Source organism: Methanosarcina sp. UBA5, from assembly GCF_002505485.1.
In the GTDB taxonomy this organism is placed as follows: Archaea; Halobacteriota; Methanosarcinia; order Methanosarcinales; family Methanosarcinaceae; genus Methanosarcina.
In genome coordinates this window covers 20,232-44,172 of the sequence record NZ_DAVG01000109.1, presented here as the reverse complement: position 1 = coordinate 44,172, position 23,941 = coordinate 20,232, and the positions used below count along the sequence as shown (strand labels likewise).

21 protein-coding genes and 1 tRNA gene are annotated in these 23,941 nt (G+C 39.6%); 11 read left to right on the top strand and 11 right to left on the bottom strand.

Going from position 1 to position 23,941, the window contains the following annotated elements; all coding sequences use genetic code 11:
• Positions 1–163: 163 nt before the first annotated feature.
• Both BP621_RS12720 and nrpRII read left to right on the top strand, forming a co-directional pair.
• Entirely contained in the window at positions 164–904 is a 741-nt protein-coding gene (locus tag BP621_RS12720) for a glucose-6-phosphate isomerase family protein (RefSeq protein WP_292390527.1), read from the top strand.
• A gap of 224 nt (positions 905–1,128) precedes the next feature.
• Entirely contained in the window at positions 1,129–1,887 is a 759-nt protein-coding gene (nrpRII, locus tag BP621_RS12715) for a global nitrogen regulator NrpRII (RefSeq protein ID WP_292390524.1), read from the top strand.
• Positions 1,888–2,004: 117 nt separating this feature from the next.
• On the opposite strand, the gene BP621_RS12710 is transcribed toward nrpRII, so the two are convergent.
• The 5 genes from BP621_RS12710 to BP621_RS12690 all read right to left on the bottom strand — a co-directional run bounded on the left by BP621_RS12710 (position 2,005) and on the right by BP621_RS12690 (position 8,670).
• On the bottom strand, positions 2,005–3,405 hold the full coding sequence (locus BP621_RS12710; RefSeq protein ID WP_292390522.1) for a single-stranded-DNA-specific exonuclease RecJ: 1,401 nt from the start codon (positions 3,403–3,405) through the stop codon (positions 2,005–2,007).
• Between the two features lie 51 nt (positions 3,406–3,456).
• Positions 3,457–3,939, bottom strand: coding sequence for a hypothetical protein (locus BP621_RS12705; protein ID WP_292390519.1), 483 nt, complete (start codon positions 3,937–3,939; stop codon positions 3,457–3,459).
• Positions 3,940–4,388: 449 nt separating this feature from the next.
• Complete coding sequence (locus BP621_RS12700; RefSeq protein ID WP_292390516.1) at positions 4,389–4,784, bottom strand: DUF1699 family protein; 396 nt, start codon at positions 4,782–4,784, stop codon at positions 4,389–4,391.
• Between the two features lie 1,323 nt (positions 4,785–6,107).
• Positions 6,108–7,751, bottom strand: coding sequence for a tRNA uridine(34) 5-carboxymethylaminomethyl modification radical SAM/GNAT enzyme Elp3 (locus BP621_RS12695; RefSeq protein ID WP_292390513.1), 1,644 nt, complete (start codon positions 7,749–7,751; stop codon positions 6,108–6,110).
• Positions 7,752–8,094: 343 nt separating this feature from the next.
• Positions 8,095–8,670, bottom strand: a complete 576-nt coding sequence (locus tag BP621_RS12690) for a hypothetical protein (protein ID WP_292390511.1) — start codon at positions 8,668–8,670, stop codon at positions 8,095–8,097.
• Positions 8,671–9,652: 982 nt separating this feature from the next.
• Between BP621_RS12690 and BP621_RS12685 the strand changes: the two genes are divergently transcribed.
• Positions 9,653–11,653, top strand: coding sequence for an S-layer protein domain-containing protein (locus BP621_RS12685; RefSeq protein ID WP_292390509.1), 2,001 nt, complete (start codon positions 9,653–9,655; stop codon positions 11,651–11,653).
• Between the two features lie 171 nt (positions 11,654–11,824).
• Entirely contained in the window at positions 11,825–12,577 is a 753-nt protein-coding gene (locus BP621_RS12680) for a hypothetical protein (RefSeq protein ID WP_292390506.1), read from the top strand.
• A 346-nt stretch (positions 12,578–12,923) separates the two neighbouring features.
• Here the strand turns inward: BP621_RS12680 and BP621_RS12675 are convergent, their stop codons facing one another.
• Positions 12,924–13,154 (bottom strand): hypothetical protein, encoded by a 231-nt coding sequence (locus BP621_RS12675; RefSeq protein ID WP_292390503.1) that lies wholly within the window; start codon positions 13,152–13,154, stop codon positions 12,924–12,926.
• A gap of 200 nt (positions 13,155–13,354) precedes the next feature.
• Here BP621_RS12675 and BP621_RS12670 point away from each other — a divergent pair.
• Both BP621_RS12670 and BP621_RS12665 read left to right on the top strand, forming a co-directional pair.
• A tRNA-Met gene (locus BP621_RS12670) sits at positions 13,355–13,465 on the top strand.
• A gap of 201 nt (positions 13,466–13,666) precedes the next feature.
• On the top strand, positions 13,667–14,857 hold the full coding sequence (locus tag BP621_RS12665) for an ATP-grasp domain-containing protein (RefSeq protein WP_292390500.1): 1,191 nt from the start codon (positions 13,667–13,669) through the stop codon (positions 14,855–14,857).
• Between the two features lie 540 nt (positions 14,858–15,397).
• Here the strand turns inward: BP621_RS12665 and BP621_RS12660 are convergent.
• Positions 15,398–15,529 (bottom strand): hypothetical protein, encoded by a 132-nt coding sequence (locus tag BP621_RS12660; RefSeq protein WP_292390499.1) that lies wholly within the window; start codon positions 15,527–15,529, stop codon positions 15,398–15,400.
• 305 nt (positions 15,530–15,834) lie between these two features.
• Here BP621_RS12660 and BP621_RS12655 point away from each other — a divergent pair, with 305 nt between their 5' ends.
• The 5 genes from BP621_RS12655 (at position 15,835) to BP621_RS12635 (ending at position 19,519) form a co-directional block, all read left to right on the top strand.
• Positions 15,835–16,161: a hypothetical protein gene (locus BP621_RS12655; RefSeq protein WP_292390497.1), complete on the top strand. Its 327-nt coding sequence runs from the start codon at positions 15,835–15,837 to the stop codon at positions 16,159–16,161.
• Positions 16,074–16,577, top strand: coding sequence for a YetF domain-containing protein (locus BP621_RS12650; protein ID WP_292390495.1), 504 nt, complete (start codon positions 16,074–16,076; stop codon positions 16,575–16,577). Before BP621_RS12655 ends, BP621_RS12650 begins: the two co-directional genes overlap by 88 nt.
• A gap of 269 nt (positions 16,578–16,846) precedes the next feature.
• Positions 16,847–17,287: a hemerythrin domain-containing protein gene (locus BP621_RS12645; protein WP_292390494.1), complete on the top strand. Its 441-nt coding sequence runs from the start codon at positions 16,847–16,849 to the stop codon at positions 17,285–17,287.
• Between the two features lie 347 nt (positions 17,288–17,634).
• Positions 17,635–18,087, top strand: coding sequence for a hemerythrin domain-containing protein (locus BP621_RS12640; protein WP_292390492.1), 453 nt, complete (start codon positions 17,635–17,637; stop codon positions 18,085–18,087).
• A 427-nt stretch (positions 18,088–18,514) separates the two neighbouring features.
• A complete protein-coding gene (locus BP621_RS12635) occupies positions 18,515–19,519 on the top strand; it encodes a phosphate signaling complex PhoU family protein (RefSeq protein WP_292390594.1) in 1,005 nt (334 codons plus the stop codon).
• 149 nt (positions 19,520–19,668) lie between these two features.
• Here BP621_RS12635 and BP621_RS12630 read toward each other — a convergent pair whose 3' ends face one another.
• The 4 genes from BP621_RS12630 to BP621_RS12615 are packed head-to-tail and all read right to left on the bottom strand — an operon-like array spanning position 19,669 to position 23,846.
• Positions 19,669–20,394: an ABC transporter permease gene (locus BP621_RS12630; RefSeq protein WP_292390490.1), complete on the bottom strand. Its 726-nt coding sequence runs from the start codon at positions 20,392–20,394 to the stop codon at positions 19,669–19,671.
• Complete coding sequence (locus tag BP621_RS12625; protein ID WP_292390489.1) at positions 20,394–21,161, bottom strand: ABC transporter ATP-binding protein; 768 nt, start codon at positions 21,159–21,161, stop codon at positions 20,394–20,396. Before BP621_RS12625 ends, BP621_RS12630 begins: the two co-directional genes overlap by 1 nt.
• Positions 21,158–22,051 (bottom strand): energy-coupling factor transporter transmembrane component T family protein, encoded by an 894-nt coding sequence (locus tag BP621_RS12620; protein ID WP_292390487.1) that lies wholly within the window; start codon positions 22,049–22,051, stop codon positions 21,158–21,160. Before BP621_RS12620 ends, BP621_RS12625 begins: the two co-directional genes overlap by 4 nt.
• A 31-nt stretch (positions 22,052–22,082) precedes the next feature.
• A complete protein-coding gene (locus BP621_RS12615; RefSeq protein ID WP_292390485.1) occupies positions 22,083–23,846 on the bottom strand; it encodes an ABC transporter ATP-binding protein in 1,764 nt (587 codons plus the stop codon).
• Positions 23,847–23,941: the final 95 nt, after the last annotated feature.

Below are 23,941 nucleotides of genomic sequence, written 5' to 3'. Positions count from 1 at the left end.
AGAGGTAAAAATCAGGTTGCAATAATATTTCCATCAGTTAGTTTATTATACTTATATTGCTGTTTCTGACAGTCGACTCTGGTAATGTATTGGCGCTTTTATAGCAAGTTCTTGTTTGTAATCCGAATATTATCTATATGCTCTGGTAGGAAAGGGGAATTCGATGGAAGTTACAATGAAGTTCGGGGATAAAGTCACTATGGCAGACATCCGAAAACTCCATGATATGGAAGATGTAGTGTTTGATAGGGAGTGGTTTGAAGAAACAGAGATACGAAATCGAGATGTGTACTACATGTTCAGGGATCTTGCGAAAAATGACTCTGAACTTGAAGCAATTAAAGCTCATCATCTCAGGTATGATATTACTGTAATTCCTCCCGCAATGCTTGGATCTGAATATATTAAAACCGTAGGTCACTACCATCCGCGTGTTCCAGGAACAAACATCTACTATCCTGAAATTTATCAGGTACTTGAAGGTTCTGCTACCTATCTTCTGCAAAAGGTGAAAAGTGGAGAGGAAGATCTTGTCCTGGATGTCGTAGTCATAACAGCAGAAAAAGGAGATTTAGTGCTTGTTCCTCCTGGATACGGGCACGTGACTATAAACGCTTCCGATAAAACTCTCAAAATGGCAAATTGGGTTTGCCGCGACTTTTCCTCGGTTTATGAGCCTATAAAACGGCTTTCCGGAGCTTCTTACTTCTTGCTTAAAGATGGATTTGTCAAAAATCCCCTGTACAGAAATATACCGCCTATCCGTCACCTTAAACCCATTGCATATGATGATCTAGGGCTTGGTTCCGGAGAAAGTATGTATGAGCTTGTACATATAATTGAAAAACTGAGATTTTTAACAGCTCCACAGGATTTTACAGGATTCTTAACAGGAGTGCTCTGAGAAAAAGGTTATTTTCCAGCTTAAACAGAATGGACTTTTATTTTTTCCTTTTTAAGGTCGTTACATCAGAGAACCCTTACTCCTATTTTTCTTTCCCTATAGTAAACCCGGTTTTAGGAGCAGGTGAGATCACAAATAAGTGACAAGGGCCCAAAGCATATGTTGTGATAATTAATACATAACTTATAATAAGTATAAATACCTTCAATTACTGGAGATTCAAAATGCAAAAAAATGGATACCGTGTTCAATTCACATCATCCCGTATAAAGGATCTTATGTACAGGACTACGTTTGATCCTAAGAGAATGGATGGAGATATCATACTTAATCTCTCACTTATTGATAAAAAAGAGCTGGACGACGTGCTTGGGATTTTTAAGATGGTAATCTCAAGTGGGCTTTCAGTGACTCCCTACGTTAAGATCGTCTCTGAGGGAGAATCTATCGGAGATCTGACTATCGAAAAGGGAAAGGTAGGTATCGGGACTGTGTGCAGCATTACAATTGACGGCGTACTTCTCAAGGCAGGAATTCCTGTAAACCCTAAACTTGGAGGGGTTGTTCAGATCCGAAACGGAATTCCGGTGCGTTTCACTGATGTGCTGACCTATGTAAGTACGACTGTAGATCCGCTTGAAATCCTGATGTCACAGGGTATTACCTCTGTGTCGGAAATGCTCAGGACAGGCTCAGGCAAAATTCTTGCAAATCTCAGGGAAGCTCCTATGGTTGCAAGAGATGAAATTGAAAGCTGCCTTTCTGACCTTCTAGATGCAGGCTTCAGTGGAATTTTGGAAGTTGGGGAACCAAACACACGAGTTCTGGATGTTCCCATCGAGAGAGATCATCTCGGAATAGTCGTCATAGGAGGGACAAACCCTATGGCTGTTGTACAGGAATATGGGATTGATATAGATACCAGTGCAATGTCAAGGCTAATTTCATTCAAAGAGATGAGCAGGATTGAAGATCTGGTTTAAGGCTCAATGGTGGATCTTATTCTAAAATTTCTTTGTTTTTATTGAGCCTTTACTTACTACTCAATTCAGTTTCTCGGAATATACACTTCCCTACGGCTGGCTCTAAGGCTGGCTTCTTTACTTTGAATGTGCCTTTCTTCGCATTTGTTCTCCTATGAACAGATCCAGTTTTCTTGCAAACTCTTCCTTTTTACCGTTGGGAATAGTTGCTCCTGCTGCAATATCGTGCCCACCGCCTGCACCCCCAACTTCAGCTGAGATCATCGACATGGCTTCCGAAAGGTTAACTCCTCTGCGGATTAGATCCTGTGTTCCCCTGGCTGAGACTTTGATCCCTCCTTCGGCTTTTGCAAAAGCAATAATAGGAAGGTTTCTGTTTTCAACGAATGTAGAACTCATGCCTGCAATAATTCCCACGATAGTCTCTTTTATCTCCGAGCCTGCGTCGAAGTACTGGATATTTTCAAGCTGGATAACCCCTTTTTCTTTGACATACATGAGCCCGTTAACAAGGTTCTGTCTATGCTCGGCAAGCAATTTGCGGGCATCTTCATAAGCTTCTTCTCTATTTCCCATGCAGACTGCAAGTCCTATCTCGGCATGGTCGTAACGTGCAGTGGCGTTAAGAAGAGTAGAAAACTCTGAAGCGTCTCTCATTTCCGTACCTTCTTTTTCTCCCAGAAGAATATAAACCTCACCTATCAGGCGCTCGATTTTATATGAAGGTATACCTGATTTCAGGCAATACTTGATGAGTCCTGAGACAATCTTCTGTTTTTCCGAGTTTTCAAGATCAATCCAGCGCCTCCAGTGTTCATCCTGGCTAAAGCGAATGTTGAGGGAATGAAGAAACTCAATGCAGGCTTCTTCGTCTCCTGTAAGCCCAGGCAGATAAGGATCTGAAGAATACTGCATCAATTTATATATCGGGCGGGTTTGCTTTCCGAATAAGGCTAGGTCTTTTTTGAACTGGAGACTGCCTTCTTTAACCCCTTCTTCCAGAATTTCCCTGTTGATCCCGACAAGCTGCCCCATCTTCAGATGTTGCATGTCTCCAACTGCCCCTACTATGGCCAGCGAGGATAAATCCGGATTTTTTCCAAGGGCTGAAGCCAGCAGGTAAGTACTTCCCGAGCCACTCAATTCATATGAACCGTTTGCTCCAAAAAGGTGAGGATTCAGGTGAAATTGATAGCTTCCCTGAGGCTGGTGGTGGTCTGAAATCACTGCATGAATCCCGCGAGATTCTATTTGTTCGCACATCCCGCTTCCCAAATCCGTAAAAATGACAATATTATGATTTTCATCTGCTATGGTATCAAGAGCCTTTTCATCAAGCTGTTTGACGAAACGTGTTGTATATTCAAAGTTGTCACGTTCAAGGGCAGTACAGATAATTCCTGCAGAAGTCAGCCCATCAGCATCAATATGGGATACAACGTGGACTGATTTGTTTTTTTTAATCTCTTCGGCACACTTTGCTGCTTCTTTATAAAGTATTTTCATTGTCTCAGACATCATTCTCTCCACGATTTTCTACTTGCCTCAGTTTAAGCGCTTTTTCCGTCTTTATTTTCTTTCCCATTCCATCGGGTCAACCCTATAATTTTTTCCTTCTCTTTTGATTTCAGGAAAACTTCGGATCTCCTGTAATGTAAGTTTGAGGTCCTGAGAAAAATATTTTTTTTCTAGTTCATTCCAGGGAATCATGTATGCTTCCCTCCCGTGCCCGGGTCCTAGGCGAAGTTCCACTGCAAGAAAGCCGTATCTTCCTGATTTGTTCAGGTAGTTCGAAATTCTTTCTATCTGGTGAATTCCATTTTTATCCACGGTAAAATGCTGAGAAAAGTAAAGTGCGTTTGCTCCTTTGTCAACTGAGATGCTTTTGCATTCAATTCCCAGGTATAGATTTGGATTAAGAGAGTCCACAAGCACATCAAGAAACTGCGGAGTAAATCTATGCTGCTTAAGCCTGTAGGAAATGGCTCTTATTCCGTTTTCTTCAATGTATGTATTAAATGAATTTACAAGCACATGTTCAAACTCGGTCATGAAATCCTGTTAAATCTTTTCGCTATTTTACTTAAGCTTTTTACTCAGGATACAATTCTTTTTACTTAATCGAATAGGAGCAGATAAGCCAGCCTAGATAAAGTTTCATAATCAGGAAACTATAGTTTCCGTTATATCTTATACTGCTATTGATCACCCAAAACTAAACCCGTTATCTTAAACTAATATCTGGTATCTGAAACTATCATTGATTCTCTAAAACTAACTGCAATCAATTAATCTACATATTTTTAGCCAGATATATAGTTAAGATACTTCTTGATTCCGGCAGGAAGTATGAAGAATTTATCTCGGGGAATTCTTTGAAAAGTATACTAATAAATAAAAAAGAATTTGAACAGATCAATCAATTTTTTAGTGTGCTCAATTTAAGCAATGTATTTATAAAAAATAAAGCCGATCAGGATAGACCGGCTGATGTGATTTCTTTAATTCGAGATGATAAAACTTACAAAATCCGGGCTGAGCCTTGTCTCTCTTACAAGTCTCTCAATAGTATCTTCTTCGGAAAGTCCTTCTTCCTTTAGTTCCTGTATGCGGTCGAAAACACGCTGGGAGATTTCGGAATACTCATTAATGTCTTTTCTGTGGCCCCACACATCGCCTTCAAGTAAAGCAATGTTCTGCATGGAAAGATACATCTGTGCGGAACTGGAAATTGTTTTCTTGTACGAGCTTGGGATGTGGATCGCTTTTACATTTGGACACTTCAGTATGAGCTTAAAAATATCCTTGTTGGATGGTCTGAATGCAAGATGGATAATTTCTTCATCAAGCTTTAAAGTGTCTATCTCTTCTTTTGAACTTACAACTCTAATTTTCATTTTTATCACCGTTTATTTCTATGTATTTTTTAAGGTGTTTTAGAGCCTTTTAGGGTTTCTTTAGGGATTTTTAAAGTTTCTTTAAAACCTTCAGAGCCTCGTCAGAATTTTTTAGGGTTTTAGTGTCCATTAGAGTCTCTTCAGTATTTCTTTAAGTTTCAGGGTTTCTAGGAGTCCTTTCAGGATTTGTGTAGAACCTCAGGGCTCCTTAATATTTTTACTATTTATGGAATTTACTTTAAGTTTTTTAATTTTTATGTTTTTCGAATCTACTTAATTATTTATTTTTTATCTTTTGGATTCACGAATTCTAAAATCCAGTTTATTTTATTTTAAAACTCTTCTGAAATTCTAGAATTTACAAATCGTTTTTCAAAACCTAATATTTACATTTAAGGTTTTTTCCTATGTTATGGGCATATAGTATTTAATTTTTTATGAACGTTTTTAATCTTCTTTTTAATTCATATATTTTATCTTATAAAGTTAACAATGGAAAAAGGCTGTTTTTCTCTTTCTTTTTAGTATAATTGGCCAAATTCAAATGACTTTTTTCTTTAGCGCTAGTTTCTTCTGGGAATTTTGAAAAGCAGTTTAGTAATATAGAGCCTTTACTCTTACTGATACTTCTTAATTTACATCATAATATTTTATATATTTAGGAGAACAGGTATACGATACTGTACCATACTATTTAATATTTTTCTGTAAAACTCTTTTAAGCATATCCTCTATTCTACAAAAAAGTCTTTCAGCAAGAGACCGGATTATGAAAATTTATTTCTCAATTCGGGGTATCTAACTGTTAAATCTGAAGCTTTTCTTATACTCTGGGTTTTGATAGTTTACTAAATTTTAAGTTCGCGACATCGAGCCTATTCTTCAGTATATACAGGTATATCTAATCTTAGGACTTGCGCACTTGAAGTACAAATCGAGCATATGAGGCGTTATAAATCATTTAATATTTTAAACAGTTAACGGATTAATGCTATTCATTTATCATTTCAACCGCGTAAGTCTTAAATATCTAACATTGGTTTCAGAAAATTTTAAAAATAAAATTAATGACACCACTAATTAATGACAAAATTAAATTAAATGGTGATCCCTCAGTAATCAGTTGATATTTTCCAGAGTACTCATATATTCGCTTTTCGCTCTAATTTTTTCTTTGTTTACTCAATTTCTGTAAGCAGATGAGCTTAGAAAACAAGTGTAACTGAGCAAAAATACTCAAACACAAAATATCAACCATCTACTACTGCACAACCAAATTAATAACATAACCAAAATTAGTGACCTGCCAGAGAGTTACAGGTCCTAATCTTTCAAAACCTTTGACATGTATAAGTTCTCAAGAACATATCCTAATTTCCTATAATATTCTCTGGCTCCTATTCCACTAATAATAGCAAGTTTTCGGTAGCCATTTTCACATGCTATCTTCTCTGCATGTTCCAGAAGTTCCTTCCCATATCCTCTATGCTGCCACTCCTTTTGCTTTGCTTCTTTTCCTATAGGAACCATGGAACCATATACGTGCAGTTCTCTTATCAGGGCGGCATCCTGCAGTTCCGGGCGGTGAGGGGCAGAAGGGAAGCGCAGGCGAGTAAATCCTATCAGGACATCTGCAGCAAGGTCCTCAAACGCGATGAAATGCTCTGTGCCTCCACAAGCTTCATAACTCTCTACAGTCAGTTCGATGTCCTTAGGATTTATTTGTCTCCCTTTCAGGCCAGTATGTCCGACTTCTCTGCAGCGAATACAGTGGCACTTTCCTCCTTTCTCCCTCAGCTTTTCTTCTGCAAGTTGTCTGAGATTACTTTTTCGGACTCCTGCAATGATCTGGTAAGCTGGAATGTCACGCTGGATACGCTGGAGTCTTACCCATTTAGGCAGGATCTCTTTTATATCCGCAATTAGTTCAGCAGCTTCTTCGTCAGAAAGAGCCTCGTAATCTCCTGCTTCCCAGAGTCTGTAAAGAGAAGTTCCTTCAGTTACTAGGGTAGGATAAATTTTGAGATAGTCGGGCCTGAAGCGAGAATCTTCAAAGAGCTTTTTGAAACCTTTAAGGTCAAGCTTTGAGTCCGAGCCAGGCAGATGAGGCATCATATGAAATCCAACCTTGAATGCACTGTCTCTTAATACTTGATTAGCCCTGACAATTTCTGCAACGCCGTGCCCTCTCTGCATGCGGGTGAGCACAAAATCATAAACACTCTGAACCCCGAGCTCTACTTTAGTTCCTCCAAGTCTGAGGAATTCGTCCACATGTTTCTCTTCTGCCCAGTCAGGACGCGTTTCGAATGTGATTCCGACGTTGCGAATCTCAGCTTTTTCATTGGCTTTCTGTACTTCTTCAAGAGGAATATAAGGTAAAGATTTCCCGATTCTCCAGGCGCTTTCTCTCCACTTTTTACCTGTGAAATCGTTCATTGCCTCAAGGCAGCGTTTTGTAAACCATTCTTGGTAATCGAGACTGCGTGCAGAAAACGTGCCTCCCATAATTATTAGTTCCACTTTCTCTACATCGTGGCCAATATCTTTAAGCTGGGAAAGCCTGGATTTAACCTGGGAATAAGGGTCAAATCCATGCTGGATCGCCCGCATGGCTGCAGGCTCCCTTCCCATATAACTCTGGGGCGATTTGAAAGTGGAGTTGGGTCCTCCAGGACAGGGAAGACAAACTCCGTGTGGGCATGGAGCCGGAGAGGTCATTACAGCAATTACTGCAACTCCGGAAATCGTTCTTACAGGCTTCCGTCTCAAAAATTCTTTAACTGTTGCCTGCTCTTCGTTTGATCCCTGGATTATGACGTCTCCATTTCTGGGGAGGCTGGCCAGATGATAATATTTACTAACGTCTTTTTTTGCCTTATTTAACTGATTTTCGTTTTCGATCTCGCCGGCAAGTACTTTTTCAAGAATTTCCCTACAGGCCTTATTATAATCATCTTCTTTCATCTCAAGTTCCGTCTTTTCGGTTTCTAGATTCCTGTTCTTTATTCATATGACACTTCNNAAATGTTGAGAGTTTTAAAAATATTTTATTTTCTTAAAAAAGTCACTTATTTGATCTTATTGATAGTATTTGAGCTGGTTCCAAAGCTCAAAATGATTTATCAAATCAAATTATGGATAATCAATAGAGCTTAGGATCATGAAGCAGGTTTGAAAACTTATATTGATGTAGTCATTTTACTGCTTTTGGGATGAGCCCTATATTTAATGCAGGTAAGACGGCAGTTCAATATTTCTGTACCGCGCCTGCCTCATTTCTATCCATAAGTTTTTAGAGGCCTGTTGCTTAACAGAGATCGAATCCGATAATAAAAGTTCCGAGTCCTATTGCCGGTTTGAGACCCATCACAGACCTGATATACTCATCCGATGGAGTGGAGGGAGATGCAAGTACAGCATTGTTTACTCCTTCTATGCATTCAACGCTCTGGCATTTCTGAGGTGGGAGGACTACAGTTATGGGTTCTTTCTTTGCATCTTTTGGCTTAGGTACGGAGCTCTTGTAGATTACAAAGTTTCCCATAACCAGCATGTCGGTACATTTTTTACACTCCTCAAGTTTCTCGGGATCATAAATATCCTCACCAACCTTTTCTCCGTACTGCATAAGCACTACATTGGGCCCTTCAGGCCAGACATAATTCATATTAGTTGTAAAGGCTATGATTACCTGGCGTTTGAAGACTTCCTTTATTCCCTGATTGTCTCCTATACCAAGTCCCATAAGTACCGCTCCTTCGGCCTTTTTTTCAAGCTCAAAAATTTTCTCTTTGTCTTCTTCACTCAAGATATACGTATCTTCTACGCCTTTTATGGCTTTTATCCTGCATATGGCATCCTGAATAACACTCTTACATTCCAAAGTGAATTCCCCTTCGTGTTTTTAGACCTCTATTCTATTATTCGGTTATAAATATGGTCTTATTTAGTTTCATAATTTTACTTAGTTTCTTCCTATGTTCATAATGTGTCAGGCCTTTTTGCCTTCTTCTAAATTTACTGGTATCATATAACGTTCTTTTTATATTTCTCTTTTTATATCGTCAATTTCTAATATGGTCCTATTTTCTTCTGCAAGTAATGTTAAAAAGTTCTTTTTTTGAATATTATTTATAAATCGCAAAAGTACTTGCATAAATATTTAAGTCATTTAAAAACTGCATTAGAATTTCTCAAATTCTTAAGTATCAATTCTATACTATGTATCTCAGGCTTGATTTTCTAGTGGCTGAGTACAGGCTTTGATTGAAATAATATCTTTAAAAATAGGTCTCTCTGGACGAACTTATATCTTCATCTTCAGAAGCATATATATCATCTTCATCAAAAATCAATTCAAGTTTATATAGTATCTGTTAGATTGGAACCTTATCCACATACAAGTAATCTACCAGGCACAAAAAACTTTAAAAATGTAGTGCATTGTAAGCTTACCTGATGGATTTTTAAAATACCATAATCTGAAATTATTTTGCCTAAAGCTCTATAGTTATACTATCTTTTTTTCCATAGTCTTTTATAAGTATTTCGAATTTATCTTTTAATTTAACTCCTGACGAATATCTCATCTGAGTTCTTTCGACATTTACCGTCATTTGTATCGTTGTTTTGCGCTTTTCCTCTTCAATTTCCCTGAAATAGACCACAAAAGATTTAATAAGGCAATTATTTTATAGAACACTTGTAATCCAATTTAGAGGGATAAGGAGGGAATGAAATCCTCTTCGGCAATAGACGAAATCTATGCGTCTGACTTGGTGAAGAATGGTGAAACCCTTAAAGTGTTGATCCCGACACTTCTTCTTACATACGACATATCTTAACAAACATGGAGGAACAATAAAATGAAGAGATTTGTAGCAGTTGCACTGGCTGCTCTCATGCTTCTGACTGTATTTGCATCCGCCGCAAGTGCAGCAGCAGCAAACAATACCCTTGAGATCCGCGGTCCAGTGTACAACGGCTCTAGTATTACCGACATTCTTACCAAAAATGGCGGTAACATTACAATGGATGCTACTAAATTTGCAGCATTCTTCTATGACATTGACAACAATGTGACAACAGAGTCTCTTTCCATTAAGAGTACTTCCGATACTGAAGATAGAGTTATCGGAAAGAACGCTCTTGTCTATAAGACCACGATTGGGAAGACTGATTACGAGTACGAAGATTGGGGCAACTACAGCGTGCTCGGTTTCTTCGCAGACAAGTACATCCCACTCAAATCCAATGATGCCAGCAAGCTCGCCAAACTCGTTCTTGACAGCGATGACAAGTACACCTTAAAGACTGGCGATAAACTCGACCTTGGTCAGGGCTACGCTCTTGAAGCCAAGCAGGTTGATGTTGATGGTAAGAAAGTCTGGCTCGAGTTCAGCAAGGATGGACAATATATTGATGATCAGATCGTCTCAACTGATTCTGGAGACAGCACCTGGACTTGCGAAGTTGACGGTGTTCAGGGCGAAGACAATGTTCCTGTCCTGAAAGTCCATGTTAACCAGGTCTTCCAGGGTGCAGTCGACAGCATTGCTCAGGTCGATGGTCTCTGGCTCATTGACTATGCAAATGCAATAAAAATCAACAGTGACGATGAATACGGCAAACTCAATAACGTCGGCATCAGCGGTCCAACTATTACAATTTCCAACGACGATACTATGACTCTGACCAAGGACTCTGATCAGGAAATCGGACAGGGATTGTACTTCAAAGTTGCTGACTCAAGTGACCTCAGATTCTATGCCTACAAGGAAATCACAGAACCTGGAACTTATCAGGTCAGAGGACAGGTTGCTTCTGGTGCTGCTAAGTGGGACGCATCAAACTTTGCAGGTTTCTTCTATGACCTGAAAAAGAACGTCGCTACAGAATCCCTTAACGTTACTAGCGTTGACGGAAATGTAATCCCCAAGAATGATCTCGTTTACAAGACCACTATCGGTAATGTTGACTACCAGTCTAGCGAGTTCAACGGAACATATCCTGTTATGGGCTTCTTTGCAGAAGAATACGTACCACTCAAATCCAATGATGCCAGCAAGCTCGCCAAACTCGTTATTGACAGCGATGATAAGTACACTCTGAAGACTGGCGAGAAACTCGACCTTGGTCAGGGCTACGCTCTTGAAGCCAAGCAGGTTGATGTTGATGGTAAGAAAGTCTGGCTCGAGTTCAGCAAGGATGGACAATATATTGATGATCAGATCGTCTCAACTGATTCTGGCGACCATGTATGGACCTGTGAAGTTGATGGTGTTCAGGGCGAAGACAATGTTCCTGTCCTGAAAGTCCATGTTAACCAGGTCTTCCAGGGTGCAGTCGACAGCATTGCCCAGATCGATGCTCTCTGGCTCATTGACTACGCAAATGCAATAAAGATCAACAGTGACGATGAATACGGCAAACTCAACAATGTCGGCATCAGCGGTCCAACCATTACCATCTCCAACGACGATACCATGACTCTGACCAGAGATTCTGAACAGGAAATCGGTCAGGGAATGTACTTCAAGGTTGCTGACACCTCAGCTGATCAGCTCAGGTACTACCCATACGTCGAGAAGACCCTCGGTAACGAAAGCACTGTTAGCGACAACAAAACCGGCCCAACCATAAGTGGTAATGTAACTACTGATGGTAACGCAACCGTAACTCCGGAAGAAAACGCAACCGTAACTCCGGAAGAGAACGCAACCGCAACTCCGGGAGAAACCACTACTCAGGCACCAACCGAACAGAACGCAACTGGTGAAAAGAAAGAAAGCTCCCCAGGATTTGGAGTTGTTCTCGGAATTGTCGGACTCACTGCAGTCGTTTACCTCGTCAGGAGGAACAACTAAAATTTCTGATTGAAGGGTTTTCTAACCCTTCTTTCTTTTAATTCTTTTTTAAGTTCCTTGCAGATAACTTTTTATTTACTGATTTCTTAATTCAAGCAATCTTTCAACTTTGAAATCCCGGTTTTAAACTTGATAGTTATTCCAGGATTATACAGATTTTAGGTGAAACTTATGAAAAAAATGGTGGCTTTAATATCTGCACTTGCGGTTTTATTAGTCGCGTTTTCAGGCTGCGTGGGCGATAAAAATTCCGCAGTCAATGGAACAGAGCCCAATAACTCGGGAGAAAATTTAAATCCTGCTGAAAGTACGGCTAATATTAGCGAGCTTAACGAGTCTGCAGTTAATGGAACGGAGCCGAGTAGCCTGGAAGCAAATGTAACTTCTACTCAAAGTGTGGCTAACACTAGCGAGCTTAGCAAGCCCGCATCTAGTATAACAGATTCAAGTAATTCGGGAACAGGCGTGAATTCTACTGAAAGTGCGGCTGACATTAGCAAGCTTAAAAACCTTCCTGAAGGTTTTGAATACGTTGGATCTACCACCCTTAATGCTTCTGATATCAAAATCGATTACAATGCAGAAAATGTTTCAAAAGTTGTTGGAGGATCCGAAGGAATGTACAAATATAATGAGTCGGACTTCTATCTGGATGTAATCGAGTTTGGGAATGCTGAGGCTACAACTAATCTGATAGATGCATACAAATCTTCCTTCAAGCCATTAACAGAAGGCTCCCGTTTTGTCGATGAGTCATTTAATGGACATTCAGCTGTAAGAATTGCAGATTACGTCACAATTGAAGGAAAAGAGGTTCCTAGGTATTCCTATATCTGGAGCAACGGAAACTATGTGTTTGTGGTTACCGGAACTACCGCTGATGACTCTCTGGTTAGGCAGCTGGCAGAAGCAACAGGATACTGATATTTCAAAGAAAGGGTAAAGCTTTTTTATCCTCTTTTTCTTTTTATTGTTTTTTCAGTTATTTGGTAGTGCATTAGTAGCTGGTTGACACTTTATCTTTAGTGTTTTTGCTTAGTTTATCTATTTTCTAAGCTTCCCTATGTACAGAAAATTTAGTGTACATCAGCAGAGCATGAGACGGAATACGAGTATAAATACTCTGGAAAACATCAACTGATTATTGGTGGACCACCTATTTTCAACTTGATTTTTACTATTTTATCCCATTTCTCGCCTGGCATGCCTACCAACTAAATCACTTTCTGAAGATTTTATTGATATTATTACTCAGAGATCAATCTTTATTTTATATGCGCACTCCTTTTCTGCCGACATTAACATCGCCAACGAACTTTCGGTAGATAACCTCTTTAATCTCTTCTGTTCCTTCTTCTTTATAGGATGGGAGGAAATGAGATATCTTACCTTTATAACAAACCGTGCCACTCTTATGATAGGTAAAAGTTTCAGGATAGTTCACAAAAGAACCACCGACTGAGCTGTCGGTTGTAATCGTAGCCTCCCAAGAATCTTTCACGAGCAGATCAAGTTCAAGTCCGATTGCTTGCGGTATTTACAAAGCTCTTTGGTGAGTAGAACAGAGGTATAACTCCAGATACATTGTAGCTCTCTCATTCTCAGGTCGTCTTCATCTCAAAAATATTTACAAAAAAATCGGTTTTTTCGTTATTCCGATCGTTAGCCTTTAATATATCTTTGTACATTTGTGTGTTGCAAGCCCGGATAGCCTAGATGGTTGGGGCGCCAGACTCATAGGGACAATTATATGAGGCGTCTTTAATCTCCTGAGATATCTGGAGGTCGCGTGTTCGAGTCACGCTCCGGGCACCTAATTTTTTGTTCAAAGCACATTTTGCTATTTTGCCCTAATTTTGTCTTATTTTCTCATTAGAAGTATATGATCTAGGCAATTAATATTAAAAACTCACAAACTTATTAGAATCTTTAAACCTAAAACGGTAGCATTTTATGGCTATTGTACTTGATTATATATCTTGAGTGCGTAAATCCAATGGGATTAGAGGGGATATGCAAAATATACTTATAATTGGATACAATAACCGAAACATTGCTTGTTCCGCTCGAAGAGCCGGATATAACGTCTGTTCTATCGATGCCTTCCGTTTCCTTGACTTGCAGGAATGTGCATATGCTTCAGCTCTTCTGGAGCGTAGTGCTGGACCAAAACTGATTGAACTGGATGTTTCTAAGATAAAGGCTCAAATGGTTGCCTTCGGGCTGGAGTTTGATGCCATTGTTCCGGGTTCGTGGACCGAAATGTTTGATCATAACTTTTTTTCTTGCCATGTACTTGCCAGCAGTCCGGATAACAAACAGAAAGCTTCAAACAAAAAGTACCTCTCAAAAAGACTTGAAGTCCTTAGTATCCCGCATCCGAACTGTTATTCTCCGGACGAGATAGATGCAATCCAGTACCCTGTAATTGTCAAACCTGTCTTTGGTACATCAGGACTCTTTAATAAAGTTGCTAAAGATAAACAGGAGCTTTTATCTGTCCTTGAAAATTTATCTAGTATATATCACCGCAGGCTGGATCTGGAATTCATGGCAGAGACAGTTGTTATACAGGATTTTCTGGAAGGCATTCCTTCAAGTGTCTATTTACTTTCTACCAAAAAAGAAGCTCTCTCAGTGGCAGTAAATGAGCAGTTAATAGGGATACCCTGGCTCTCAAGACTTCCATTTTCTTATTGTGGGAACATAACTCCTTTCAGGACAGAATACGCAGAGGAGATGGAAACCCTTGCTGAAGAACTGGTACTCGATTTTAAGCTCTTGGGCTCAAATGGAGTGGACTTTCTGGTTACGGAAACTGGCCCTATAGTACTTGAGATAAATCCCAGGTTTCCGGGGAGCTTTGATACGGTCGAGAAAGCAATGAATATTAACCTTTTTGAAGCCCATGTTGACTGCTTCAAAGGCGAACTTCCCGAGAAATCTGAAGCTAAACGTTTTGCTGCAAGAGGAATAATCTATTCGGGTCGAGAACTTTTTATAGACCGACAGCTCTTGGATGTCATTCTCAGGGAAAAGGGCGCAGATATCCCTCCTCAGGGAACGATTGTACGGCCTGATTGGTTTCTCACTTCCCTGTTTTCGTGCACCTCTACCAGAGAAGATGCAATAATATCCCTTGAAAAGAGGGCAAAGAGAATAAAAACTTTTATTGAGTGCAAAACAAAGATCTGTAGTGCCTGAACCCTGTTGTAAGGATGAGCCTATCCAAAAAGTCCTGCTGCTCTAAGAGGCTGTTTTAAAATTCAATCAATTTCTATAATTGGATGATAGGTAACATTAACTTCAAGTTCAGACTATAAATTTTTCCTGGATTCAGGCATCAGTAACCTTGCATGGATAGTATTTTCTCTCATGGATTTTGCACTCATTCTTAGATAAACGCATTAGTCATATCTCAATTGTGGAACCACGATTAATTTTTAAGGCACGCTCTTAGATTCTTTTGGTACAGATGTCTCAAGACTTACTCATTATGTCAAATCTGGGGTTGCCAGCAAGGTCAAAGGCGCAGGCTCAGAGCCTGGTCTATTAGAAGTTCATGCGTTCAAATCATACTCCTTGCACCAAACTTTTTTTATCCATTTTCTTGTTGTTTTAAATCGATTTAAGTCGACTTGAGCCAAATTATCCTTTCTATCATTGTAATTTGCAAAGATCCTTGATAATCTTAAGGAGCCACTGATTATGAGTTACTGATTATTATTCTTATTGTTTCCAGGCTTATCTCAGTTGTAATTGGGCATCACATTCAAGGCCAGCTACACAGTAAGCTTTTCCATGGTGAATATTCCCTACTATCTGCTGTTCAGTGCCCATAAAGTACATAGAACTTACGTTAGATGCACGTTCCAAAATGCACGCTCCAGGCACCTAATTTTTATTCAAGGCATTTTTAATTCCACTTTCACGAGCCTCTTATTCCAAGAAAATCGTTAATTTGCGAATGCTTCATTGTCTATATCTACTATTTTGTTCAAAATAGCTTCTCTAAACTCTGGATTTAAAATAACTAATCGATTCTCTTATCAGGAAAATAGTTCCAAAACTTCACGAATTTGGGACTCAAATCAGTATCCGTAGGAGCTCAATATCATTAATCTTTTACATCAACCGTTTAATTGAGAACTTTTAAGCCATTTTATATCTTTATTATTAATATGGTAGAATCTTCTATAGAGGTCTTCGAAATAACAAGGATTCTTGTAGCCGATACTCCGTGGCATTTCTTACTTGAAGTAATTCTCAAATCAGCTTTCATGTTCATTTTCGCGCTGATTATTATGCGTTTTTTAGGAAGAAGAGCAATTCATCAGCTTACGTCTTTTGGCCTCTTGCTTATCATCACTCTTGGATCGGCTATAGGAGACACTATGATTTACCCTGATGTTGCTATTTTATGGTCAGTTTTTGGAATTTCAAGCATTATGGTATTTACAGGGTACAGAATGCTCTGGCGAACAGTTATCTCTGGTACGAAGATTTAACTGAAGGTAGTCCTGTAAAGATTATAACTGACGGAATTCTTGATTCAGAGGAGCTTAAAAAACATACTCCTACACAGGATGATCTTTTTCTTTTACTGAGAAATAAAGGAGTCCGAAGTTTGGGGGAAGTTGAGGCTGCTTATCTTGAAAGGGATGGAAGTCTGAGCGTGTTCAAATACAGGACCGGGAAGCAAAAATCGGGTTTGCCAACAATCTCTGAAGATATGATCAAGGAATGGAAACCTCACAAAGCTGGCACGAAAATTAAGAGTTCAGGCTTCCACTCCTGCTATAGGACAGGTGAGACGGCCTGGCTAGAAAAGGGTGATATTTTCCGGAATGCGAAGGTGATATCTGGGTATTGTCTGAAGAGGCATAAACTCCCAAAATCTCTACATTTAAATCTTTTACTTTAAGCAGTTTACTTTCAAAAATACTTATCTAAACTATTTACTTTGGAAACACTTGTTTAAATTTTCTACTTTAAAAAACTTACTTAAGTTGTTTACTTTTAAACGATTTAATTTTAATAGCTTATTTTTTCTATTAAGTGCCTTCAGGGTGAGAGTGGAAAACTAAGTTAACATTTTTCGATATCACTTTTTTTATAAATTATATCTTGTAGTTATATATTTATATTTTTGTAAAAATATCACTTGTCATACCTCAAACGAGGGGGGAAATTATGGAAACAATTTATGATATACTGAAAGCAGAACACAAGCAGGTCTCGGACCTTATACAACAAGCACTACGCGATGGTTCAAAGGAGACATTTTTTATAATAAAGGCCAAAACCGACCCTCATCTGGCTGGAGAAGAAAAACTCCTTTATTCGCTGCTCGAGCAGAAAGAAGACTTACGTGAGCTTGTCAGCCATGCCTATGAAGAACACAATGAAATAAAATCCATTTCGTTCGAACTGGAAAGTCTGGATGCCGGCAGTTCGAATTGGACTTCCAAGATCAAGGAATTGGATGAAAGTGTAAGCCACCACGTAGAAGAAGAGGAAAATAAAGTATTTCCGGCAGCTCGAAAAACTCTGAGTGAGGACAAAGCACAACAGATAGCTCAGCAATATCTTGATTTCTCAAAGAGTTTTCAACAACAGCATCCCATGCCTTAAAAGCTAAAAAGTAAATGAAAAAGAGATTACCGGTATCCACTTGATTTCTACTTACCCAGTTCTCTTTCTCTTTTTTAAAGTTACTTCAACTCTAACTTTTTTGCTTATTGTATGGTTAGTTTTTAACAGTTTTATTGGCTTTTGTTACTGACCTGTTGGTTTCAGAGTTTCAGTATCGCTATGCATATCTCCTATTGAGTTAAATAAAGATGAGACTTTTGAGGAAACATTAATTCTTATAAACCTGATTTTTACACAATTCTGTTTTTATAAATTAAATTTATCAATTACTTATCTACACGCTCTTTTAAATACATCTCCATATATATTAAATACAGGGGGAAATTATGGAAACTATTTATAATATCCTGAAAACAGAGCACGATCAGATTTCTGACCTTCTCCGGCAAGCATTGCAGGATGGCTCAAAGGTAAGTTTTTTTAAAGTAAAGCTTAAAGCTGATCCTCATATGATGGGAGAAGAGAGACTCTTCTATCCGGTGCTTGAAGAAATAAAAGGATTACGTGAGCTTATCAGTAAGGCCTATAAAGAACACAATGAGGCAAAAACCCTTATCTTTGAAATGGAAGTTATGGAAGAGAGGGATGAAGGATGGCCTACTAAGCTCAGTGAGCTGAAGCAAAGTATAGATCGTCATATAGAAGAAGAGGAAAGCAAGGTGTTTAAAGAAGCTCGAAATTTCCTGAACCAGGAGAAAGCAGAAGAAATAGCTCAACAATACATTGAGTTCAAAAGGAGTTACATGAACAGGATAGAGACTGGGAGACCTATAACATAATGAAAGGTGAAATCTAGCTGTACTTGAACTGTACCAGAGGCTTGATTTTCTCGTTAATCAATCTTATTCCTTTTTTATTATCGCTGCTATTTCTTACATTTTTTGTTTTTTACCTAAGTTAATTACATCTCTTTACTGAAAAATAATCAACTAGAGTATTTTTTAGAATTATCTTCTATTAATGCAAAAAAGAGTTTTTATGTGAACGGTTTCTTCATCAGTCTAGTTTTTACCTCATTTATCTTGGATTTTTATTGCAGCTCTATGTTTTTGTATCATTCACTAATGGTCCTATATACCATACTTAGACACGATTATCATATTTTATTTCTCACTTTAGCATCCTATTTTCAGGATACCTTTATATATTACTTTCCTCTATATAGTTTCTTAAAGATTAATTAGAATACCCTCAGGGGGTTTATTTATTACTAAGGATAAAAGAAAAGTTCAATTTACCGGAAATTCTACCTATATTGTGTCCCTCCCCATAAAATGGGTCAGGGATATAGGACTTGAGGCCGGGGACACCCTTACGCTCACACCAATGCCTAATAAAACTCTGCTTGTTTCTTCCAGTGCGGTTTCAAAGGAACATTCCGCCCTCAACGCAACGATCGATTATATTCACTCCGACAGTGCGGAAAATAATCTCAGGATTCTTATTTCTCATTATCTTGTCGGGTACGACGTTATCAGGCTGACTACCAAAAAAGGCTTCAGTGCCTATGATCGTAAGTTCATCAAAGATTCCGTGCGTCAGAAGTTGATAGGGCTTGAACTTATAGAAGAATCTCGGAATGAGCTGGTCTTCCAGTGCCTTCTGAACTACAATGATCTTCCCCTTACCCGAGTAATTAGAAACATGTATGGGCTTGTGCTTTCCATGCTTGAAGACTCCATGACTGCTCTCAGAGACCATAACGTGGAGATTGCTGAAGATGTCATCCAGAGAGATGATGATGTGGACCGTTTTTATCTTCTTGCCGTCCGCCAGCTCAAGGCTTCTATTGAAGATATCGAACTCTCTGAAAAGATCGGAATTCGGCACCCAAGAGAGTGCCTGGGATACAGACTTATTACGAAAAGCATCGAGCGTGTGGGAGATCATGCTGTAAAGATAGCAAAAAGTGTCATGAAAATGGACTCAGGAGTCAATGCCGATGATCCTATCTTTAAGATGGCTGAACTCTCCTGCAAGGTTTTTGAAAGCTCAATAGACTCAATGGCCGAAGAAGACCCGCAGGCTATTAACAAAATCGTCGTAGAGGCCAAAAAAGTTTCTCAGTTCGGGGTTTCTCTGGAGCCGCAGAATTGTGAAGGTCCAGGCAATATTGAACTTAGCATGATCCTTGAAAGCCTGAGGCGGGTTTCGGAATACAGTGCTGATATCGCAGAAGTTGCAATCAACATGAATATTAAACGGGTCTGAACCTCAAAGGTTTAGACTTCGATTTTTTATTTTTCTTATCTGCCTATTTCTTTTCTGTTTTTTCTATCTGTCTATTTCTTTTCTATTTATTCTTCTTATTTCTGGATCTTTTCTTTATCTCTCTTTTATCAATGTGACCTTCCTCTTTTTCATACAAATGCCTTCCTGAACTGATATGTCCCGAGAAGTACCATAATTCCAGCTCCGATAGCCAGGCTTATGAGTCCATGAACAGGTATTCCTCCTTCAAACAGAGTTCTTGTGCTGTCTATTGCATAACTTACCGGATTGAGCCTGGCAAGAGTCCGCAACCAGGCAGGCATGACGTCATAGGGCATAAGCGCACTGCTGGTGAAGAATAAAGGCATGCTGATCATGCTGTTAACAGCTGCATAGCTGTCATGGTCACTTAAGTGCAGTCCTATCATAGTTGAGAGAGCAGAAAAAAATACCGAAAACAAAAACAGTGTGAGATATATCAGAAATATATGTATAGGATTCAGGATTCTTACTCCAAAGAGCGTGGCTATTAGGAAGATCACTGTTGCCTGCATCAAGCCCCTGACACTGATAAAGAGGATTTTTCCATATAGTATACTTTCTCTTGGAGAGGGCATGGCCATGAACTTATTCAGAAAGCCCAGTATTTTATCAAAAATCATAAGAGACCCCCCCTGCAGGGAAGAAAAGAGCATAGTCATGACAAGGATGCCAGGGGTGATAAACTCAAGGTAATTATCCGTAAACTTTGTTGGCAGGGCAAGCCCTACAAATATCAACCAGGCTGCAGGCATTACAAGAGAAGAAATAACGGTAACCCTTCCTCTCAGCCATTTTACAAGGTCTCTTTCAAAATAGTAAAACACTGATCTCATTATCTCCGCCTCAGAAGGTTTCTAAACTGGGCCGAATTAAACCCTGCCTGTTCTTCAGGGGTTTTAACGTTCTCAAAAAAAACGTCATTAAGGGAGGCATCTTCTCCTATGGAGCTTATCAGGTTTTCAGGAGAGCCAACAACTGCAATCTTCCCTTTATCAATAATAGCAACCCTATTGCAGTACTTCTCTGCTTCTTCAAGGTAATGGGTGGTCATAAAGATAGTCATCCCTTCAGCTTTAAGCATTCTAATATGCTCCCAAATTTTTTTTCTACCGCTCACATCCAGCCCAAGAGTTGGCTCATCCAGAAACAGAACCTCAGGTTCGTGCACAAGGGCCTGAGCAAGTTCAAGGCGCCTTCTCATTCCTCCGGAGTATGTTGCTACAAGATCGCCGGCACGATCTGAAAGCCCCATCATTTCAATCACTTCATCTACCATTGAATCCCTGTTAGGTATGCCATAGAGTTTTGCATAAAGCAATACATTTTCCCTGCCTGTGAGTTTTCGGTCAACTGCCATATCCTGAGGGACATAACTTATCTTTGACCTTACTTTTTTGGATTCTTTTCCTATATCGTATCCACATACTTTTGCAGTACCGCTGCTGGGTTTTAGTAGAGTTGTAAGCATCATAACTGTCGTACTTTTGCCTGCCCCATTGGGACCCAGAAGGCCGAAGATCTCGTTTTCAACATCAAGGTCCAGATTATCCACGGCAGTCAGGTTTCCAAAATATCGGGATAATTTCCTTATTTCTATCACAGGTATCCTCCTGCAATTGCATAAATAGGCCTTAAACCTGAAGTATAATAAATCCCACTTGTATACATATTGTAAATAAGCTTCATAATCACAATACTTATGGCTGCAAAAACACAGACTGCAACCACTATCTTATCAATGTCTGAAAACTTCAGCTTTTTGAGAGATGTCCGGTCGAGATTTGCCCGAAAAGCCCGACTCTGAATTGAAACTGCAAGGGTTCCGGTTCTCCGTACACAGTTTGCAATAGTCGGAGTCAATATGTTGAGTAATGTTCTTATGATTCCTGACCCGAACTTTTTCGGATTAAATCCTCTGAGCCGCTGGACTGTTATCACGGTAGCTACTTCAGTGATTATTATTGGCAGAAATCTTACTGCTGTGATCACCATAAAAGCTACGCTGTAAGGAACCCTGAGCCCAACCAGGCCGTTTAACATATCTCTAGAGTCCGTGGTCCAGCACATCAATAGTCCAAGAGAAAGGATTGAAGCCGATCTTAAACCCTGAATTGCGCCGTGATGGAGCCCTTCCTCATATACGAACAGCCCGCCGCCTGTCAACCATCCCAGAACCGGGAAATCAGGACTAATTATGGTAAAAATTACAGTTCTCGGGAGTTGAGAATAAAATAGAGCCTGTGAGTAAATAGTTCCCCATATCAAAAGTACGAGCAGTAAAACCAGGGTCTTGATCTTTATTGCCGGCGTCCTTGCAAGTACGAATCCTGAGAGTACGATCAGAAACAACAAAAACATTGTTTTCTGGTTATCCAGGGACACAGCGACAAAAACAGTGGAAATCAGGATAAGAATCTTAGCCCTTGGGTCCAGCCTATGGATAACTGTATCCTTAATTGTTGGTTCTGCAATTGATCTTGCACCTATCATCCGGCATATCCCCTTACCATACTTTATCCCTTCAGCATTTTATTCCTTCAACAGTTCTTGAGGTCAGCGTTTTTACAAGTTCTTTAACTGAAAAGGCATTGACTCCTAGATAATTAGCAATCTCAACAACCGGGGGCTGGGTAAGCGAGGCTTTCCTGAGGCTTTCAGTGTCCTTTATAACTTCTTTTCCCTTCCCGTCTGCTATGATCTGCCCATCATTCATCACCAGGATTCTTGTGGCATAGGACATGGCTACTTCAACATCGTGTGTGCAGAAAATCAGTGTAGAATTGTTATTTTTGAAAAAATCCATCATCTGTTCTATATTCACTCTATCCTGCCCTGTTGTGGGTTCATCGAGAAGAATAAGCTCGGGATTTATGGAAATTACCGAGGCAACGGCTGTCCTGAGTCTTTGCCCCCGGCTCAGGGCCTGCGGGAGGTCATGCCTGAGAGGCAGAATTGACATTGCTTCAAGAGAGTTTCTTACCCTTTCCTCAATATCGCTGTACTTTAACTGAACAGGTCCAAATCTTGTTTCTTCCTCAACTGAATCACAAAAGAGCATAAGGTCAGGGTTTTGGAATACAAATCCAACCTTACCTGCAAAGGAGTATGGATTCTTGGACCTTGTGTCCTCTCCAAAAACCTTTACATTTCCTTTATATGGTTTGAGAATGGCTGCAAGGTGTAAAAGCAGGGTTGATTTTCCCGAGCCGTTCGTGCCCATAATTGCAACTCTCTCACCTTTACGGATTTCCAGATTTATTCCTTTCAGTACCATCTTGTTTTTCTCGTATCCAGACCACAGATCTTGAATAGAAATAATTGAAGCATTGTTTTCAGAAGTGTTATTTCCAAAAATGTTATTTTCAAAGGCGTTATTCTCAACGGAAGCTTTCCTTGAACTGGTTTTGACACCAGTATTTTCCTCTGGGTTCGGAGGGGGTTGGGAAATCCCAGTATTTTCTTTAAAATATTCTCTATTCAGTACGGCAAGAGCTCCGCTAACACTCAATGGGCTGGCTTTGATTCCAAGACTATGGCAGAGTTCGACGGGTTCGGGAATTCTAAGCCCAAGCCTGTAAAAGATCTCAAGGTGATCAAAAGCTTTTGAGGCGGGCTGATCAAAGACTATCTTTCCGTCGTCCATTACGACAATCCTGTCTACGAAGGGTGCAAGCTCATGCAGTCTGTGTTCAACCAGCAGAATAGTCGTTTTCAGTTTTCTGTTGAGTTCTCTTACCGTATTCAGAACTTCGTGCGTGCCCACAGGGTCCATCTGGCTTATAGGTTCATCCATGGCAAGGACTTCAGGCACCATTGCAAGCATACTTGCAATACAGATTCTCTGTTTCTGTCCTCCAGAAAGTGAATTTGTGGAAGCAAACCTGTGATCGGACATCCCTACGATTTGCAGGGCATCTTCTACCTTTCTATCAATTTCTTTTTGCTCAAAGCAGAGATTTTCAGGCCCAAAGGCTACTTCGTCTTCAACGATTGTAGAAAAGATCTGGTCATCTGGATTCTGAAACACAAGGCCCACTTCTTTTGAGATTTCCATATGGTTTGAATCGGTAGTTTCCATCCCTTTGACTTTCACACTACCTGAAAATATCCCTCCAGATTCATGAGGTATAATTCCGTTTAATGTTTTTAATAAAGTACTTTTTCCACACCCTGTAGGCCCTGTGAGGAGGACAAATTCTCCTTTTTCAACTCTAAGGTTGATCCCCTTTAAAGTCGGCTCCGATCTTCCTGGATAAGTGTACCATAGGTCTTTGATTTCTATCATTGTACCACAACCACAAACCACAATCTTTCCAAAGGAAAGCTTGACCACAAACCTTTTCAAAAAAGGTTTGATCGAAAACGCCTGGCAGCGACGTA

Bases quoted from the DNA above. Each gene is read 5' to 3' on its own strand.
- BP621_RS12720 (WP_292390527.1), top strand. From the start codon at position 164: ATGGAAGTTACAATGAAGTTCGGGGATAAAGTCACTATGGCAGACATC.
- nrpRII (WP_292390524.1), top strand. From the start codon at position 1,129: ATGCAAAAAAATGGATACCGTGTTCAATTCACATCATCCCGTATAAAG.
- BP621_RS12710 (WP_292390522.1), bottom strand. From the start codon at position 3,405: ATGTCTGAGACAATGAAAATACTTTATAAAGAAGCAGCAAAGTGTGCC.
- BP621_RS12705 (WP_292390519.1), bottom strand. From the start codon at position 3,939: ATGACCGAGTTTGAACATGTGCTTGTAAATTCATTTAATACATACATT.
- BP621_RS12700 (WP_292390516.1), bottom strand. From the start codon at position 4,784: ATGAAAATTAGAGTTGTAAGTTCAAAAGAAGAGATAGACACTTTAAAG.
- BP621_RS12695 (WP_292390513.1), bottom strand. From the start codon at position 7,751: ATGAAAGAAGATGATTATAATAAGGCCTGTAGGGAAATTCTTGAAAAA.
- BP621_RS12685 (WP_292390509.1), top strand. From the start codon at position 9,653: ATGAAGAGATTTGTAGCAGTTGCACTGGCTGCTCTCATGCTTCTGACT.
- BP621_RS12680 (WP_292390506.1), top strand. From the start codon at position 11,825: ATGAAAAAAATGGTGGCTTTAATATCTGCACTTGCGGTTTTATTAGTC.
- BP621_RS12665 (WP_292390500.1), top strand. From the start codon at position 13,667: ATGCAAAATATACTTATAATTGGATACAATAACCGAAACATTGCTTGT.
- BP621_RS12655 (WP_292390497.1), top strand. From the start codon at position 15,835: ATGGTAGAATCTTCTATAGAGGTCTTCGAAATAACAAGGATTCTTGTA.
- BP621_RS12650 (WP_292390495.1), top strand. From the start codon at position 16,074: ATGGTCAGTTTTTGGAATTTCAAGCATTATGGTATTTACAGGGTACAG.
- BP621_RS12645 (WP_292390494.1), top strand. From the start codon at position 16,847: ATGGAAACAATTTATGATATACTGAAAGCAGAACACAAGCAGGTCTCG.
- BP621_RS12640 (WP_292390492.1), top strand. From the start codon at position 17,635: ATGGAAACTATTTATAATATCCTGAAAACAGAGCACGATCAGATTTCT.
- BP621_RS12630 (WP_292390490.1), bottom strand. From the start codon at position 20,394: ATGAGATCAGTGTTTTACTATTTTGAAAGAGACCTTGTAAAATGGCTG.
- BP621_RS12620 (WP_292390487.1), bottom strand. From the start codon at position 22,051: ATGATAGGTGCAAGATCAATTGCAGAACCAACAATTAAGGATACAGTT.
- BP621_RS12615 (WP_292390485.1), bottom strand. From the start codon at position 23,846: ATGATAGAAATCAAAGACCTATGGTACACTTATCCAGGAAGATCGGAG.